The sequence below is a fragment of the Cellvibrio polysaccharolyticus genome (genome assembly GCF_015182315.1).
Classification (GTDB): domain Bacteria; phylum Pseudomonadota; class Gammaproteobacteria; order Pseudomonadales; family Cellvibrionaceae; genus Cellvibrio; species Cellvibrio polysaccharolyticus.
Genome location: NZ_PRDL01000001.1, coordinates 49,725 through 66,346, shown reverse-complemented (window position 1 = coordinate 66,346; position 16,622 = coordinate 49,725). Strand labels below are relative to the sequence as shown.

The 16,622-nt window shown below is 51.9% G+C and carries 12 protein-coding genes; 6 read left to right on the top strand and 6 right to left on the bottom strand.

From position 1 onward, the window contains the following. Position 1: 1 nt before the first annotated feature. The 3 genes from C4F51_RS00285 to coxB are packed head-to-tail and all read right to left on the bottom strand — an operon-like array spanning position 2 to position 3,310. Complete coding sequence (locus tag C4F51_RS00285; protein WP_193906104.1) at positions 2-583, bottom strand: cytochrome c oxidase assembly protein; 582 nt, start codon at positions 581-583, stop codon at positions 2-4. 17 nt (positions 584-600) lie between these two features. After that, the gene (ctaD, locus tag C4F51_RS00280; RefSeq protein ID WP_193906102.1) at positions 601-2,151 is read right to left on the bottom strand and encodes a cytochrome c oxidase subunit I; all 1,551 of its coding nucleotides are present in this window, start codon (positions 2,149-2,151) and stop codon (positions 601-603) included. Positions 2,152-2,161: 10 nt separating this feature from the next. Continuing rightward, positions 2,162-3,310, bottom strand: coding sequence for a cytochrome c oxidase subunit II (coxB, locus tag C4F51_RS00275; RefSeq protein WP_193906100.1), 1,149 nt, complete (start codon positions 3,308-3,310; stop codon positions 2,162-2,164). 750 nt (positions 3,311-4,060) lie between these two features. On the opposite strand from coxB, the gene C4F51_RS00270 reads away from it, so the two are divergent. Continuing rightward, a complete protein-coding gene (locus C4F51_RS00270; protein WP_235992370.1) occupies positions 4,061-4,732 on the top strand; it encodes a hypothetical protein in 672 nt (223 codons plus the stop codon). Positions 4,733-4,742: 10 nt separating this feature from the next. Here the strand turns inward: C4F51_RS00270 and C4F51_RS00265 are convergent, their stop codons facing one another. Then, entirely contained in the window at positions 4,743-4,994 is a 252-nt protein-coding gene (locus tag C4F51_RS00265; protein ID WP_193906096.1) for a YheV family putative zinc ribbon protein, read from the bottom strand. A gap of 1 nt (position 4,995) precedes the next feature. Continuing rightward, positions 4,996-7,053 carry an oligopeptidase A gene (gene prlC / locus C4F51_RS00260; RefSeq protein WP_193906094.1) on the bottom strand — a complete coding sequence of 686 codons (2,058 nt, stop codon included), beginning with the start codon at positions 7,051-7,053 and terminating at the stop codon, positions 4,996-4,998. Positions 7,054-7,204: 151 nt separating this feature from the next. Here prlC and C4F51_RS00255 point away from each other — a divergent pair, with 151 nt between their 5' ends. The 5 genes from C4F51_RS00255 to C4F51_RS00235 all read left to right on the top strand — a co-directional run bounded on the left by C4F51_RS00255 (position 7,205) and on the right by C4F51_RS00235 (position 13,224). Continuing rightward, positions 7,205-7,774, top strand: coding sequence for a gamma carbonic anhydrase family protein (locus tag C4F51_RS00255; protein ID WP_235992242.1), 570 nt, complete (start codon positions 7,205-7,207; stop codon positions 7,772-7,774). A 6-nt stretch (positions 7,775-7,780) separates the two neighbouring features. Next, the gene (locus C4F51_RS00250; protein ID WP_193906093.1) at positions 7,781-9,616 is read left to right on the top strand and encodes a diguanylate cyclase domain-containing protein; all 1,836 of its coding nucleotides are present in this window, start codon (positions 7,781-7,783) and stop codon (positions 9,614-9,616) included. A gap of 110 nt (positions 9,617-9,726) precedes the next feature. Continuing rightward, the gene (locus C4F51_RS00245) at positions 9,727-10,422 is read left to right on the top strand and encodes a DUF3313 family protein (protein ID WP_193906084.1); all 696 of its coding nucleotides are present in this window, start codon (positions 9,727-9,729) and stop codon (positions 10,420-10,422) included. Positions 10,423-10,539: 117 nt separating this feature from the next. After that, positions 10,540-11,211 carry a fumarylacetoacetate hydrolase family protein gene (locus C4F51_RS00240; RefSeq protein WP_328701276.1) on the top strand — a complete coding sequence of 224 codons (672 nt, stop codon included), beginning with the start codon at positions 10,540-10,542 and terminating at the stop codon, positions 11,209-11,211. Between the two features lie 102 nt (positions 11,212-11,313). Further along, positions 11,314-13,224 carry a choice-of-anchor I family protein gene (locus tag C4F51_RS00235; protein WP_193906082.1) on the top strand — a complete coding sequence of 637 codons (1,911 nt, stop codon included), beginning with the start codon at positions 11,314-11,316 and terminating at the stop codon, positions 13,222-13,224. Positions 13,225-13,323: 99 nt separating this feature from the next. Here C4F51_RS00235 and C4F51_RS00230 read toward each other — a convergent pair whose 3' ends face one another. Continuing rightward, positions 13,324-16,533: a TonB-dependent receptor gene (locus C4F51_RS00230; RefSeq protein WP_193906080.1), complete on the bottom strand. Its 3,210-nt coding sequence runs from the start codon at positions 16,531-16,533 to the stop codon at positions 13,324-13,326. Positions 16,534-16,622 lie beyond the last annotated feature (89 nt).

Below are 16,622 nucleotides of genomic sequence, written 5' to 3'. Positions count from 1 at the left end.
TTCAATCCGTGTTGGAAAAAATTTGTGTCAGTGGAATATCGTTGGCAAAGCGATCGGTCACATCAAACAAGGTGTAAGACAAGGTAATGGTTTTGATATAGGCCGGCAGCTCGGGGTCAACAATAAAGTACATCGGCAACACGGCACTTTCGCCGGCTGCCAGCGGCTGCTGTTCAAAGCAGAAGCATTCGGTTTTATGAAAAAAACTGGCCGCCTTAAACGGCACCAGGCTGGGAATTGCCTGGCCAACCATATTTTTACTGCTGGCGTTTTGCACGTGATAATCAATGCGCGTTTGTGCGCCCGGATGTACCTGTATGCGGCGTGTTTGCGGCGCGAAATTCCAGGACATGGTTTCATTGTTGATGGCGACAAATTGCACGGTGATCAACCGCGATTCATCCGCCCCCGCTGGCATGGCTTCGTAACGTGCGCCGGTTTTTCCGTTGAGCCCGGTAATTTCACAAAACACGTCATACAGCGGCGGCATAATCCAGACGGCAAACACAAACATCGCCACCACCAATGCACCCAGACGAATGCAGAGTTGATAAATCGGATTGGCTGGCCCTGGCAATTTCATGGTTCAGACACCTGCGATTATTGAATCGGTGGTGGTCGTGAGAAGGTGTGGTAAGGCGCCGGAGAAGCGACAGTCCACTCAAGCCCTTCCGGGTTTTCCCATACCTTGTCGCTGGCTTTACGGCCGGCGACGATGGTTGAAATAACAATGTATAAAAATAAAACCTGTGCGCCGGCAAATAAAAATGCCCCCATTGAAGAAATCATATTCCAGTCGGCAAACATCATGTGGTAATCGGGAATACGCCGTGGCATACCGGCCAGCCCGGAAAAATGCATGGGGAAAAAGGTAAGATTCAAACCAATAAAGGCCAGCCAGAAATGGGTTTTTCCCATCAGCTCGTTGTACATGCGGCCGCACCATTTCGGCAGCCAGTAATACACCGCTGCGGTGATGGAAAATATCGCGCCGGGCACCAGCACATAATGAAAGTGAGCTACTACAAAGTAAGTATCGTGGTATTGAAAATCTGCCGGTGCAATGGCCAGCATCAACCCGGAAAACCCGCCAATGGTAAACAGCACTACAAAGGCGATGGAAAACAGCATCGGCGTTTCAAAGGTCATGGCGCCGCGAAACATGGTGGCTACCCAGTTGAAGACTTTCACCCCGGTAGGAATGGCGATGAGCATGGTGGCGTACATAAAAAACAATTCACCGGCCAGTGGCATACCGGCCGTAAACATGTGGTGCGCCCAGACAATAAAACTGAGAAAGGCGATGGCAGCGGTGGCGTACACCATCGAGGAATAACCGAACAGCGGCTTGCGCGCGAAGGTGGGGATAATCGCGCTGACAATGCCGAAGGCGGGCAAAATCATAATGTAAACTTCCGGATGCCCGAAGAACCAGAAAATGTGCTGGAAGAGTACCGGGTCGCCACCGCCAGCGGCGTTAAAAAAGCTGGTACCGAAATGAATATCCATCAACATCATGGTCACCACACCGGCCAGCACCGGCATTACCGCAATCAATAACCAGGCGGTAATCAACCAGGTCCAGACAAACAGCGGCATCTTCATCATGGTCATGCCGGGCGCACGCAAATTTAAAATGGTAGCGATGATATTAATCGCCCCCATGATGGAGCTGGCGCCCATGATATGAATGGAAAAAATAAAAAATGTCACGCTGGGTGGTGCGTAGGTAGTGGAAAGCGGAGCGTAAAACGTCCAGCCAAAATTGGGCCCGCCGCCTTCCATAAACAGGGTGGAAATCAGCATGCAAAAGGCGAAGGGGAGAATCCAGAAACTCCAGTTATTCATGCGCGGCAATGCCATATCCGGAGCGCCGATCATCAACGGAATCAGCCAGTTGGCAAGCCCGACAAACGCCGGCATCACCGCACCGAATACCATGATCAGCCCGTGCATGGTGGTCATCTGATTGAAAAAGTTGGGCTCGACAATTTGCAAGCCTGGCTCAAACAATTCCGCACGAATCACCATGGCAAAAACGCCACCGAGTAAAAACATGGTGAAACTGAACCATAAATAGAGCGTGCCAATATCTTTGTGATTGGTGGTAAATAGCCAGCGTGTCAAACCTTTTGCGGGGCCGTGTTCCATGACTGCGCTCCTATTTGCCTTGTTTATGGTTATAGATATCAATCGGCTGCGTCATATCGCCCATGTTGTTGCCCCAGGCGTTGCGCTCGTAGGTCACCACGGCGGCGATATCCACTTCGCTCAGTTGCTCACCAAACGCCTGCATGGCAGTACCGCGAACGCCGTGTACCACCACCTCAATGTGGTCGGCTATCGGGCCGGTGACCATGGAGTCACCTTTTAATGCCGGGAAGGTGGGCGGCACACCTTCACCGTTGGCCTGGTGGCAAGCGGCGCAAGCGCGCAAATAAACCTGTTCGCCGCGCTGGTAAAGTTCATCGAAGGTGAACGTTTTCGCGGTGAGTTCGCGGATGGCTGCCATTTCGGCCTGTTTTTCACTGAGCCACACTTGGTAATCGGCTTCGGTTTTTGCCTCAACCACAATTGGCATAAAGCCATGATCCTGTCCACACAGTTCGGCGCACTGGCCGCGGTAAATACCCGGTTCGATAATGGTCGCCCAGGATTCCTTGATAAAACCGGGAATGGCATCTTTTTTAACGCCGAAGGCAGGCACCCACCAGGAGTGGATGACGTCATTGGCGGTAATCAGAAAACGGATTTTTTGATTGATGGGCACCACTAACGGCTCATCGACTTCCAGCAGGTAATAGGGCCCTTTGGCGACCAGGCCGTCGATTTGTTCGCGGGGGGTGCTGAGGTTGCTGAAAAAACTGAGATCGTCATTAACGTAGTCGTATTTCCAGCGCCACTGATAGCCGGTGATAAGAATATCCATATCGGCTTCGTCAGTGTCGTAGAGGTTGATCAGTGTGCGGGTTGCCGGTAGCGCCATCAACACCAGAATGACAATGGGAAGCACCGTCCAGGTGATTTCCAGCCAGGTATTTTCATGGAATTGTGCGGCCTTTACGCCACGGGATTTGCGGTGGAAGATCATGCTGAACAGCATCACCCCGAACACCAGCACGCCGATGGCGACACACCACCAGAACATCTCCATGTGCAAGCCGTGAATTTCGCGACTGATCGGTGTAACACCTTCAATCATATTGAATGCCCAGCGCTCGACCTCTGCTGCCAGTGCCGGATAGCCGACACCTGCCAGTACCGGTGCGAGCAGCCAGGGGGAGCCTGGTTTGCCTGCTCGTTGCTTCATTCCCTATCTTCTCCGGGTAGTTTGTTATGTTTATGTTCTAACTACGGGCCAGGACACGGGCAAAAGACCTGACAGACACAGAGCGCTTTAGCGCATCGCACGATTCGGCAAATTGATAGCGGGCACCGTGCAGACAAGGAAAAAGGCGTAATACTGCATCCGTCACTTTTTCGAAACCGGTGAAATAGACTGAAAAATCAATATTCCGAATGACAACAGCGTGTTTCATTTCTCATCATAGATGATGTTTTAGCGTCGGTTGTTATTTTACCTATTTAAAAACAATTACCGGCAGGGCAAGCGCGTCAGCAGAGCCTGAACGGCTTGCTCGGAAAAGCCTGACCTTTAAGGATTTTTATCGGTAGTTTGCTGCCGTGCATCGTGATTGAATTTTCAAAGTTGAGGGCGGTGCGCTAAAGTCGGGAAATATGGCGCTGTAATCATTTTAAAAATGCTCGGCTGTTTTTTATAACAACCCTGTGTTGTTGTTATTTTTCTCATCACCCTTTGCAATATGTTTTTTGGCGGAGCTTATGTAGCAGGTGTGGAGAGGTTTTTTTAATATTTCCTATATGCACTAATGTTATATTTGATGCCGACTTTAACCGGTTGCTTAGAATAAGATAGTCTTAAAGACAGCTTGCGATCAGGTAGCGATGTATTAGTGTTAATGAATCAAAACCCCATGTTTATTTATGTTTATGTCAGCAAGGATTGGCTGGCTCATTTGGAGTACAGTCAGTGATTGTTATGTGTCAGGAACGGGTGGCCCGCATTCGCGGTATGGTGGAATATATACGTGTGAACGAAGAGAGCAGTCGGTCTTTCCGTAAGGCATTGGAACCCCGTATCCCGTCGTTGCACAAGGCAATCCGTTTGCCAGACACCGGTGCTGTGCCGGCTCTGATTAACTTCGTTGTGCACTATGTTGAACAGGTGGCCGACTTTGTTGAGGCGATTACCGACATCACGCACGAGGCCGGTATCTATGAGGAGATCAAACCGCTGCTGCGCATTGCCTGCGATTATTTTCTGAATCCGCCAGGCATTGTGCGCAACCCCGGTTACATTGGTGCCTTGCTTGAAGAAGCCTACCTCGCGCATCGTCTGCTGGAAGAAATCAATGACCGGTTTATCAGCCAATGCGGTATTCCGCTGGCACCGCTTGATATGACCCGTGCCAACATTATTGCCCACGAATTGATTGGCGAGCCCTTCGCCAATGAGCTGGACCAGGCGGTGTTGTTTTCGGCGGAATTGTTATTGGACAAGCACCGTTTTGCTGGCAAACAGATTCAACAATACGTGCAGCAGCACAAGCGCAATGGCTGGGACAAAGAGCTGAGCCGCTGGCCCTGTTTGACAGACAGCATGGATATTGACATCTCCTTTAGCCAGCCGCGAGCGAAGGTCACCCATTAAGTAACATCGCCTATTTGTTATCAGCATCGAAGGGCAGAATTTTTATCACCTGGGTCTGGCCTGCCTTTTCTTCTTCGCTACTGTTTACGCGTGTGTCCAACTCCCGTGCCTGTTGTGGAAAACGCATCTCATCCTTGTAGCCGCAACTGACACATTCCCGGTAATCCTTGCCGTCTTCGTTATACACCACCAGTTTGTCCATTTCGGAACAACGCGGGCACACCGCGCCCGCGACAAAACGACGTTTTTGGCTATAGGACATATCAGGCCGCCTCGGTTGTCAGGCCGCTGTGACGCAGCAGCGCATCAATTGCCGGTTCGCGCCCACGGAAGGCTACAAATAACTCCATCGGTGCGCGGCTGCCGCCCTGTTGCAGAATATTTTCAAGAAATCCTCTGCCGGTTTCCGCATTAAAGATGCCTTCTTCCTCGAAGCGTGAAAAGGCATCTGCCGAGAGCACTTCTGCCCATTTGTAGCTGTAGTAGCCGGCTGCGTAGCCACCGGCAAAAATATGGCTGAAACTGTTCTGGAAGCGATTGAATTCCGGCGCCGGTATCACGGCAACTTCTTTACGCACCGCATCCAGCACCGCTTGCGGGTCCACCGGGGCGGCCGGGTTGTAGCCGATGTGTAACAGCATATCGAATAGCGAGAATTCCAGCTGGCGTACCATCTGCAAGCCGGACTGGAAATTTTTTGCAGCCAGCATTTTATCCAGCAACGCTTGTGGCAGCGGTTCACCGGTTTGATAGTGGCCGGAAATTAACGGAATCGCTTCCGGCTGCCAGCACCAGTTTTCCATAAACTGGCTGGGCAGTTCCACCGCGTCCCAGGCCACGCCGTTAATACCACTTACCGCGGCTACGTCGATGCGGGTCAGCATATGGTGCAGGCCGTGGCCGAATTCATGGAACAGGGTAGTGACTTCGTCGTGAGTCAGCAGTGACGGTGTATCGCCAACCGGCGGCGTAAAGTTGCAAGTCAGGAAAGCCACCGGGAGCTGCACGCCTTCAGGCGTTTGACGACGTACCCGGCAATCCGCCATCCAGGCTCCGCCGCGTTTATGCTCACGGGCAAACAAATCCAGGTAAAAGCCGGCAACCGCTTTACCCTGTTCATAGATGGTGTAATAACGCACATCGTCATGCCATACATCAACGTCCGGTTGCTGACGAATGTCGATGTTGAACAGGCGCTTTACCACCTCAAACATACCGGCAATGGCGCGTTCTGCGGGGAAGTAAGGGCGCAGCGCTTCATCAGATACCGCGTACTTTTGTTCGCGCAGTTTTTCGCTCAGCCAGGTGATGTCCCAGGCCTGCACCTCGTCATAACCCTGCTCGCGGGCGAAGGCTTTCAGCTCGGCCAGATCACGCTCGGCCAGCGGTCGTGATTTGGCAGCCAGCTCATGGAGAAAACCGGTGACCTGATCGACCGAGTCGGCCATTTTGCTGGCCAGTGAGCGTTCGGCGTAATGGGCAAAACCGAGCAGGCTGGCCAGCTCGTGACGAAGCGCCAGAATTTCCGTAATCAACGGGCTGTTGTCCCATTCGGCAGCGCTGCTGCCATCAGCTTTTTTGCCATCGGCAGAGGCGCGGGTAACGTAAGCGGTGTAAACCGCTTTGCGCAGATCCCGGTTTTCGGCGTACATCATCACCGCCAGGTAGGAAGGGAAGTCCAGTGTAATGACGTAGCCATCCAGTTGTTTGCGAGTCGCGGTTTGCGCTGCCTGGGCGAGGGCAGACTCCGGCAGGCCGGCCAGTTCACTGACATCAGTCATGTGTTTGAACCAGGCCTGGGTTGCGTCCAGCACGTTGTTGGAAAAACGGGTAGAGAGCTGCGACAGGCGCTGCTGAATTTCGCCAAAACGGGCCTTTTTGTCCCCCTCCAGCGCTACGCCCCCGAGACGGAAATCGCGCAGGGCATTATTGATGGTTTGTTGTTTGGCCTGCGGCAGCGAGGCAAATGCCGGGCTTTCGGCAAGGCGGGTGTAGGCTTCGTATAAACCTGTGTGCTGGCTGTACCAGGTGCCGTATTCGGTGAGCAGTTCAAGGCTGGCGTTGTAGGCATCACGCAGCGCATCATTGTTGGCAACCGCATTGAGATGGCTGATCGGCGACCAGGCTTGGTCGAGGCGATCGCCAGCGGCTTCCAGTGGTGCTACTAAATGCTCCCAATCCGGTGTTTGCAGCTGTTGCAGCAAATTCTCCAGGTGCTCGCGCCCTTCGCTGATGAGTTGGCTGACTGCCGGTTCAATGTGTTCCGGTTGAATGCGCGAGAAAGGCGGCAGGGTGTGATTTTCAAGGAGCGGATTGGACATGAACAACCTCTGAAAGTAAGTGGCCCCGGTACCGCTGGCAAGCGAAAAATGTCGCTCTGATACAAGCAGAAAAAGTACCGGCCGGCGCAGGTAGCAAACCACGGGTGATGATCTTTCCCGTATGATACACCCATATTTTATGAGGTCAGCTATGAGTGTGAAAACAGCAGTGCGTTCCTGGCAGGGACATGTACCCCAAACCGGCGAACGGGTGTTTATTGATGACTCGGCGGTGGTGATCGGGCAGGTAATATTGGGCGACGATTGTTCGGTCTGGCCGCTGGCGGTTATTCGCGGCGACATGCACCACATTCATATCGGTGCACGCACCAGTATTCAGGATGGTGCGGTGTTGCATATCACCCACGCCGGTCCTTTTAACCCGAATGGTTTTCCGCTGATCATTGGCGATGATGTTACCGTCGGTCACTCGGTCAACCTGCACGGTTGCACCATTGGCAACCGGGTGCTGGTGGGCATGGGTTCCACGGTGCTGGATGGCGTAGTGGTAGAAGATGAGGTAGTGATTGGTGCCGGCTCGCTGGTGCCTCCGGGCAAGCGTCTGGAAAGCGGTTATTTATATGTGGGCTCGCCGGTGCGCCAGGCGCGGCCATTAAAAGACAGTGAGCGCGCTTTCTTCAGCTACTCGGCGCAGAACTACGTCAACTTGAAAAATACTTATCTGCAGGATCAAAACCTCCAGGCAGCGGGCGATAAATAACGAACCATGTGCATAAGGTTGATTCGCGTCATTACGGTTTTTCTGGCGCTCTGGTGCGGTTACGCTGGTGCCCAACAAACCCTTCCCTCCGAGCAGCAGGCAGCGGATCCCTTTACCTGGCAGGTGGTGCAAAATCACTCCTGGGCACCACTGGCATTTACCAATAAAAAAGGTGAGCCTGAAGGGTTGCTGGTGGATTTGTGGCGGCGGATTGCCGAGCAAACCCATCAGCCGCTGGATCTTCAACTTGTGGAGTGGCAGCAATCGCTGGAGCAGGTGCGCAACTCGGATAGCATTATTCACGCGGGCATGTTTCGCTCTGACGAACGTCAGGCCTCGTTCGATTTTTCCTTGCCTCTTTTTTACCTGCGCACCACGCTGTTTGTGCGCGACAGCCTGGCGTATCGTCACTGGCTGGATGTGACCGATCTGCATGACCTTGAAGTGGGCGTGGTAGTGGATGGTCATGAAGCGGAGTTTATGCGCAACCGTTATCCGAACATCACCCTGCGTTTTTATTCCGGAAAAGAACAACTGGTGCAGGGTGCCTTGCGTGGTGAAATTCAGGCATTCGTATCGGATTATCCCGGTGCCACTTATTACCTGCAACAACACCATGGCATGCACCGTTTTCGGGTGTTGGGGGTGTTGTATCAACAAACGGTGCACGCCGCCGTTGCCAAAGGTAATACCGAATTACTGATAAAAGTAAACCAGGCCATTGCCAGCCTTGGCCCGGGCGAAATCGCTATCATGGCGCAAAAGTGGCTGCATGCCCGGCCCGCGTATTTTTCATTCTCGTGGTTGATGCCGTTATTGTTGGGCACTGTGCTGGTAGCTATTAGCGGTTGGCTATTGGTGGCCAACCGGCGTTTGCGCCAGGATCTGGTGCGCGTATCCGACCAGCTGCTTGAACAGGAAAAGCAGGTGGTGTTGTTGACGCGCAACATGAGTGACTGGATATGGACGCTGGATATCAAAACCTGTTTCAGCTACGTCAGTCCATCGGTTAAAAAATTACTGGGTTTTGATGCAGAAACGCTGCTCGGTCAAAAACTGGAGAGCGTGATTCATCACGGTGAAGTAGAGCGCACCCGCGCTATTATTTCGCATTTGGTAGCAGCAGCGAAGCGGGGCGATATTGAAGCCTACAAGGATTTGACGGTTGATCTGCCCATGCTCGACAGTTTGCAGCGGATTGTCTGGACCGAAGTCGCCGTGCGGATTTTTTTCGATAACGAAGGCAACTACACCGCGGCGCAGGGAACCTCACGCGATATTACCGAACGCCGTCGCGCTGAAGACGTCATGCGGCAGCTGGCTTTTAATGACCCTCTGACGCAGTTACCCAACCGCCGTTTGTTGTCTGACAGGCTAAAGCACGCGTTGGCCGGTTGTTCACGGCATCACCAATTTTGCGGTGTATTTTTTCTGGATCTGGATAACTTCAAATACATCAATGATAACTACGGGTATGACAACGGTGACGCGCTCTTGCAACAGGTTGCGCAGCGCTTGTCGGCCTGCCTGCGTGAAAGCGATACCCTCGGGCGCTTCGGTGGCGATGAATTTATGGTAGTTGCCGAATTTCTCGGGGCAGATCTGCAAGAGGCAAAAGAGCATGCGCTGCGTATTGCGATAAAAATGCTGGAGCTGTTTGACCTCGATTTTATGTTGCGCGGTTCGCCCTGCCACCTTACCGCCAGCGTTGGCATTATTTTATGCAACAACGATGAACGTTCGGTAGAGACCTTGATCAAACAGGCAGATAACGCCATGTGCCAGGCTAAAAGCCACGGCCGCAAACAATTTTTTCTCGGAACGATCGACTTGCCAGGTTAAAACCGGCAGTTGAAGCTACACTTTTTAACTGGTTAATCCGTCAGGCGAGTCATAAGCTGGTGCTTTAGTATGATTGACCTGGTTGCTCGTAACTCTTCAGGAGCTCTGTCATGTTATTACCCAACGTATTAACGCATCACTTCAGTAGAATGCTCTGTCATATCGGCGCTGCATTTCTCGCCTTGACGCTGGTCGCCTGTGCCAATGTAAAACCGCATCCCAACGCGAACTCTTCGCTTGTTGAAATTCAACACAACCGTTCGTTTGATCGGGTGTTGTTGGGTACCAACGCACAGGTACCGCAATTTACCCGCGTTTTTCTTGAACCGGCCACAGTAACTTTCAGCGACTATTGGCTGCGCGATCGCCGCGGCGATTACAGCGAGCGTGATCTCGAAAGACTGACCCGTGACTATGGCAAGTTGCTGGATAAATCCCTCAGCGAAGGCTTTGAGAAAAAAGGCAACTACCAGGTGGTGAGTAGCGCTGGCGAGGCGGATGTCGTGGTACGCCCTGCGCTGGAATCCCTGAATATTTATGCCCCCGACCTGAGCTTCCATGGTCGTATGGATCAATACATTCACGAAGCGGGCAACGCCACCTTTAATGTATTGTTGGTGGACGCCAAAACCGGACAGCCGCTGGCCCAGTTTATCGATCACCGTGAAACCTTTAACAGTGCCGGTATGATTCGTGAAAAAGCAGACCGTATTACCAATGCCCGTTATTTTTCACGATTGATGGATCGCTGGACCAATAACATGCTGGATATTTTAACTAACCCGCAATCTGTGCGCGTGAATTAATAATATTTACCGCCTGACAAGCCCACCCGTTTATGACCGGTGGGCTTTTTTTCATCCGGCGGTTAATATTTTAATCATCGTGATACGAAAAACTAATGATGGAATGGAGGTATAGCAGTGGCATGTTTTCTGCCCGTGGTTAACAGCACAGAAATATTTTCTGTTGAAAAAATTATTTGTATCGGCAGAAATTATGCAGATCATGCCCGTGAAATGGGGCATAACCCGGATCGCGAAGCGCCTTTCTTTTTCTTCAAACCGCAGTCTGCACTATTGCCGCCGGGTGAGCCTTTCAAATATCCCTGGTTTTCAAAAGATGTACATCATGAACTGGAGTTGGTTATTGCCATTGGTGAAGGCGGCTATCAATTAACCCTGGCTCAGGCAAAAGCAGCGGTGAGTGGCTTTGCCGTCGGCCTGGACATGACCTGCCGCGATGTGCAACAGCAGGCAAAACAACAGGGCCGCCCCTGGGAGCTGGCAAAAGGGTTTGATGGCTCGGCACCTTGCTCGGCGATTCAACGCGGCAGCTATGAGGACTTGCAACAAACCGGCGAATTACAATTATTGCGCAATGGCAGCATTGTTCAGCAAGGTGATTGGCGGCAGATGATTTGGCCGGTGGCGGAATTGATTGCTGAAGTGTCCCGTTATATCCGCTTGCAACCCGGCGATCTTATTTTCACCGGTACACCGGCCGGGGTTGGTCCGGTTACGCCGGGCGATCAATTGCAAGCCAGTCTCGCCGGTTCATTGGTAACGCTGAATGTAGATATTGTCGAGCCCTGATACCGGGCGCGCACTTTTTCAAAGAATCCTTTCGCCGCTATCACAAATTTGTCACATCCGCTCTTTACACTTTTGTGATCAAAAAAGTGGAGAGCGGCTTACATGAAATCTATTTACCCTTTGCTCGTTGTGGGCAGTTTGGCCACCACACTGATTGCGTGCGGTGGCAATGACAATAACCGCAACAACGCATCGTCCTCATCTTCATCGGTGGCGTCTTCGCAGGTTTCCAGCAGCTCTTCGTCCAGTTCAAGTGTTGCCGTGGTTACCCCGGATGCTATCTCGCTGTCTTTTATTGGCCGCTACAACACCAATGTATTTGGCAAAAGTGCGGCAGAAATTCCGGCCTTTGACCCGGCCAGCAAACGCGCTTTTGTCGTGAATGCCCAGGCGGGTGAACTGGATGTGCTGGATCTGACCAGCCCGGAAACGCCGGTAAAAATCAGCTCGATCAACGCGCACTCCATTGCTGCCGGTGCGGTGGTGAACAGTGTCGCGGTGCACAATGGCATCATCGCTATCGCGGTTGAAGCAGCGGTAAAAACTGATAATGGTTTTGTTGCTCTGTATAAAGCGTCTGATCTGGGTTATTTGAGTCATGTTGCGGTGGGTGCCTTACCCGATATGCTCACTTTCACACCGGATGGAAAAACATTACTGGTTGCCAATGAAGGTGAGCCGAGTGATGACTATCGCATTGATCCGGAAGGTTCTATCAGCGTTATTGATGTTACCAACCTGACTGCTCCGGTAGTGCGCACTGCAAATTTCCATGCTTTCAATGGCAAGGAAGCGGAGTTGCGTGCGAAAGGCGTGCGAATTTTTGGCCCTGGTGCCAGCGCAGCGCAAGACTTTGAACCGGAATATATTGCGGTTTCTGCAGACAGTAAAACGGCATGGGCTGCATTACAGGAAAATAACGCCTTTGCAAAAATTGATATTGCCACGGCAACCGTAACCGATATTTATCCGATGGGTTACAAAGACCACGGTCTTGCCGGTCAAGGTTTTGACCCCACCGACACCGATAAAAAAGCCGAGGTAAAAGCCTGGCCTGGTGTGCGCGGTTTGTATATGCCGGATGCGATTGCGGCGTATGAAGCGCAAGGAAAAACCTGGCTGGTCAGCGCCAACGAAGGTGATGCCCGCGCCTGGGGTGAAGACAATGACGCTTACTGGAAGGGCGATGCCACACAAGGTTTCGTAGAAGAGTTCCGCGTAAAACATCTGGTACATAAAAGCGGTTTCGACCGTCGCGCCGGTGATGATTTGCCACCGCAATTGCGTGAGCTGGCTGCCGGTGCTTTGTTAAATCCGGACGTATTCCACTACTGTGGCGCTGTTGCCGGTGACCCGAAAGAATGCCGTGAAGATAATTTGCTGGGCCGTTTGAATATTACCTGGACGCTGGGTTACCGCACCGACGCAAACCATCAACCGGTTATGTTTAATGACAAAGGTGTCGCTGACCCTGCCGGTGACCGTTTGATGTACGACGCACTGTATTCTTACGGCGCACGCTCTTTCGCGATCTGGAGTGAAGACGGTGAACTGGTATGGGATTCCGGTGATCAGTTTGAACAATTTTTAACAAGCGCCGACTGCAAATTAAAAGCCGCGCGCGATTTACCCTGCGTAAATTTCTTTAATAGCAACCATGAAGAAGGTAACAGCTTCGATAACCGCAGCGACAACAAAGGCCCGGAGCCTGAAGGTGTAGCGCTGGGTAAGTTGGGTGAAAAAACGTTTGCCTTTATCGGTCTGGAGCGCATGGGCGGTGTCATGGTCTACGACATCAGCAATCCACAAGCACCGGTGTTTCAGGATTACTTGAATACCCGTGAAAATTGGACCGCCGCTGACCCGGGCAGTGTATTGGCCGAAGCAGGTGACCTGGGGCCGGAAGGATTGGTTTTTGTTGCAGCCGCCGATTCGCCCAATGGCAAACCGCTGTTGATTGTGGGTAATGAAGTGAGCGGTACGACCAGTATTTATGAAATTGAATTGCAGTAACGATTAACGGGCGAAACCTTGGGGCGCAGCAGCGCCCCTTTTTTATGGGCAAAAAAATAGCCACGATCTTCTGTGGCTATTTTATTTTTTACGCGACTATCAATACTGGAAGCGAACACCCAGCGTAAAGCGACGGTCGTTCTGGAACCAGGAGTTTGGTAACTTCAAGGCGCCATCATCCGCGTCAGTTACTTGTTGTCTCAACTTGGTGGTTGTATTCAGCAGGTTGCTACCCTGGAGGCTGAGTTCGATATTGTCAGTGATGTTATACCGAATGGACGCATCAAGATGCCCTTGAGCTTCGTTCCAAACCGGGTAAACAACGCAGCAATCGCGAGCGGTTACCATGTATTCAGAGCGCCAGCTGTAAGCCACACGCAATGCTACGTCACCTTTCTCATACATACCGATAATGTTGTAGGAGTCTTTGGACAGACCCTCCAGTGCATTGACCTGAATGTAATCCGGTGCCTGGCCGTCAGTATCTGTGCCCGCACCGCCTGGAGCATTGTTATTGATGTTGGTATTGGTAATACCTTTGTTGTCAATGTAGGTGTAGTTGGCTTGAACACCAAAACCGTCCCATGGCGCTGGAAGGAAGTCGAAGAAGGTTTGGAACGCAAGTTCGAAGCCCTGCAATTTCGCGCCATCACCATTCACCGGTCCACTGATTTCGGCAGTGCGGGTTACACCATTGTTGGTAAATTCGCGGTTATACACACCGGACTGGATGTAGTTGTCGAAGTTTTTCTCAAAAATGGTGGCCGATACCGAACCAACGGCAGACCAGTAGTATTCCAGTGACAAATCCTGTTGTTTGGCTTCAATAGGTTTCAGGTAAGGGTTGTGCGCATTACCTGAGTAATAAACCTGGGCACCGGTAATTTCACCGTTGGAATCTTTAATCCACAGAGAATCGTTTGGATCATTGGAGTCAGGAGTAGCCTTGGACACAGAAACATAATTTCTCAGGTTACCCATATCAGGGCGCGCCATGGCGGTTGACCAGGCATAGCGAACGACAACACCTTCAACCGGTTCCAGTTTCAGGTTGAAGCTCGGTAGCCAGTTGTCGTAATTGACTTTGGCACTGGATATCGGGGCTGCAGCATTTGCAAATGCAATTTCATCCGCTGATATGTAGCAACCCACGGAGCGAGGTACGTAAGGTTGGCCTGCCGGAATTTCCGGCGGACGGGATTGTTCACGGCACTCCAACTGGTCTGAAGTAAAGGCGACCGGCAAGGAAATACCACCGCTACTGGTCAGATCGGTTTCAACGTAGCGCACGCCAATATTACCGGAGTAGTTCATGCCAAATACTTCTGCATCTGAACCGCCAAAGTTCAGCTGTACGTAGAAGGCCGTTGTTTCTTCCACAACGTCGGCGATTTCAGCGGGGGTGTAACAGGTTCCTGGAACTTCGCTGCCTCGTGCACCCATATTGGAGCAGATAGGATCCCAACCACCAGCGCCATTGCCTGCCAGCCCAAGTGCAGCGGCGCCCATGGTGTTTGCCATACGCTGCTGATCTGATAACAGGTCCAGATTGGGGAATACAAAGCCGGATTGTGAAAGATTATGGAAACTGGTGCCGAAATTACCTGCCGCGTAATGACCTTGCGGGTAACCTTTAAAGCCGCTGCCATATTCGGTGTCAGGGCCACGATCCAGATTCGCCCACGCAGCTCTTGGAACCCAATTCATCCAGGTAGGTGCTACCGCGTTCCAGTTGTAGTTACCCCAACGCACAATTTGCTCACGATCAGCGAAACGTGCTCCGGCTTTGATGGACTCTGCCCAAGGCACATCCAGATCAAATTCAAAATCAACTTTGGCTGAGAACTGATTGCCTTCCGAATCTTCGATGTGATCCATAATATGGTCAATGAAGTAGTTGTTCGGGTTGTTCAGGAAACCGGGTGAGTAATTAACGTTGGGTGATTCTTCAAGCGAGATCACCGGGCGACCATTGGAAATATCCGCGTAAGCACTGGCGAAGGTGGTATAGGCAACATTAATGTCGTAGTTTTCTACTGTGGAATCTATGTACTGCAGATCAAAATTGGCGCGCATGGTATCGGTGGGCGCCCATTTGAAGTTGAAACCCAGGTCCTGGGTCATATTTTTTGTGTTCGCAGAACGTCCGAATGTACCGAGTTTGCCACCTTGACCGGAGGTATCACAGTTCCAACTGTAACAGCCATCAGGGTTCAGGAAGCGTTCTCCTGCAGCGTTGATACCTGTGGTATGTATGTTAATCGGTTCTTCCGCCGGGTTGCCTACCCACTCGTTATCAAACGTCAGTCGGCCACTTTGGAACAAGCCGCCGGGAGTGAAAACGAAAGGATCATCCCCGGTAGCAGCAAAAGGACCACCTGAGCCAACTTCGTGATAAACGCTCTGGCCGTAGGAATTGTCAGCGCCCGTGATGGAAACACCGCGTTCACGCCACTTGTTTTCATACTCGGAACGATTGTATTGCAGCGTTGCAGTAAATTCTTCGTTGGGATCTTGCCACTGGAAGGCCAGCGAGCCACCCAGACGTTCACGCTCATAGAGGTTGTCCAGGAAGGTGAAGTTGGCAGGTATGTATTTCAGCTCTGCGCCTCCATCGTCATAGGTATTACGGAAGCGGTTCATCCGGCCTACCTGGTTACCCTCGGAGCGGGTTTGTACTTCTGAATAGGCCAGGTTGGCGAGGAAGCCGACCTCACCGATGCCGGTATCCCAGCGATTGCTGTAAAGGCCTGACACTTCGGGGGTGGCCTTCTCTGACAAATCGCCGTAGTTGCCGCTGACGCTAAGTGCCGTCATCTGACCTTCCTGATCAAAAGGCACACGGGTACGCATATTGACCGTACCGGCAATACCGCCTTCGATCAATTCGGCCATCTGATTTTTGTAGGTATCTACACCGGCCATCAATTCCGGAGACACATCGCCCCAGCTGAGACCGCGAGAAGAGTTGGCGCTGAATGAGTCGCGACCGTTGAATTCGGTACGTACCTGATTCAAGCCTCGAACCAGTACGCCAGATGGTTCGGCGGAGAAGTGAGTCGTGTCACTGGAGGCTGCGAAACGGTTTACGGTAATACCCGGAATACGCTGCAAGGCTTCTGCAACCGATTTGTCCGGAAACGAACCGAGGTCTTTAGCGGTAATCGACTCTACCACGGTGGCCGCATTACGCTTGATATCCTGGGCGCTTTGCAGCGATTGGCGCATACCGGTAACGACGATTTCCTCCACCGCCGAACTTTCGCCGCTGTTGCTTTCCTGGGCCAGCACCGGCATGCCAATCGACATTATGCAGAGTGCCAGCAAGGATTTTTTGAACGTTTTTGTGTGATGTGTCCCATGGGAAACGGGTGCATGTTTATGCTGGATCATAGCTA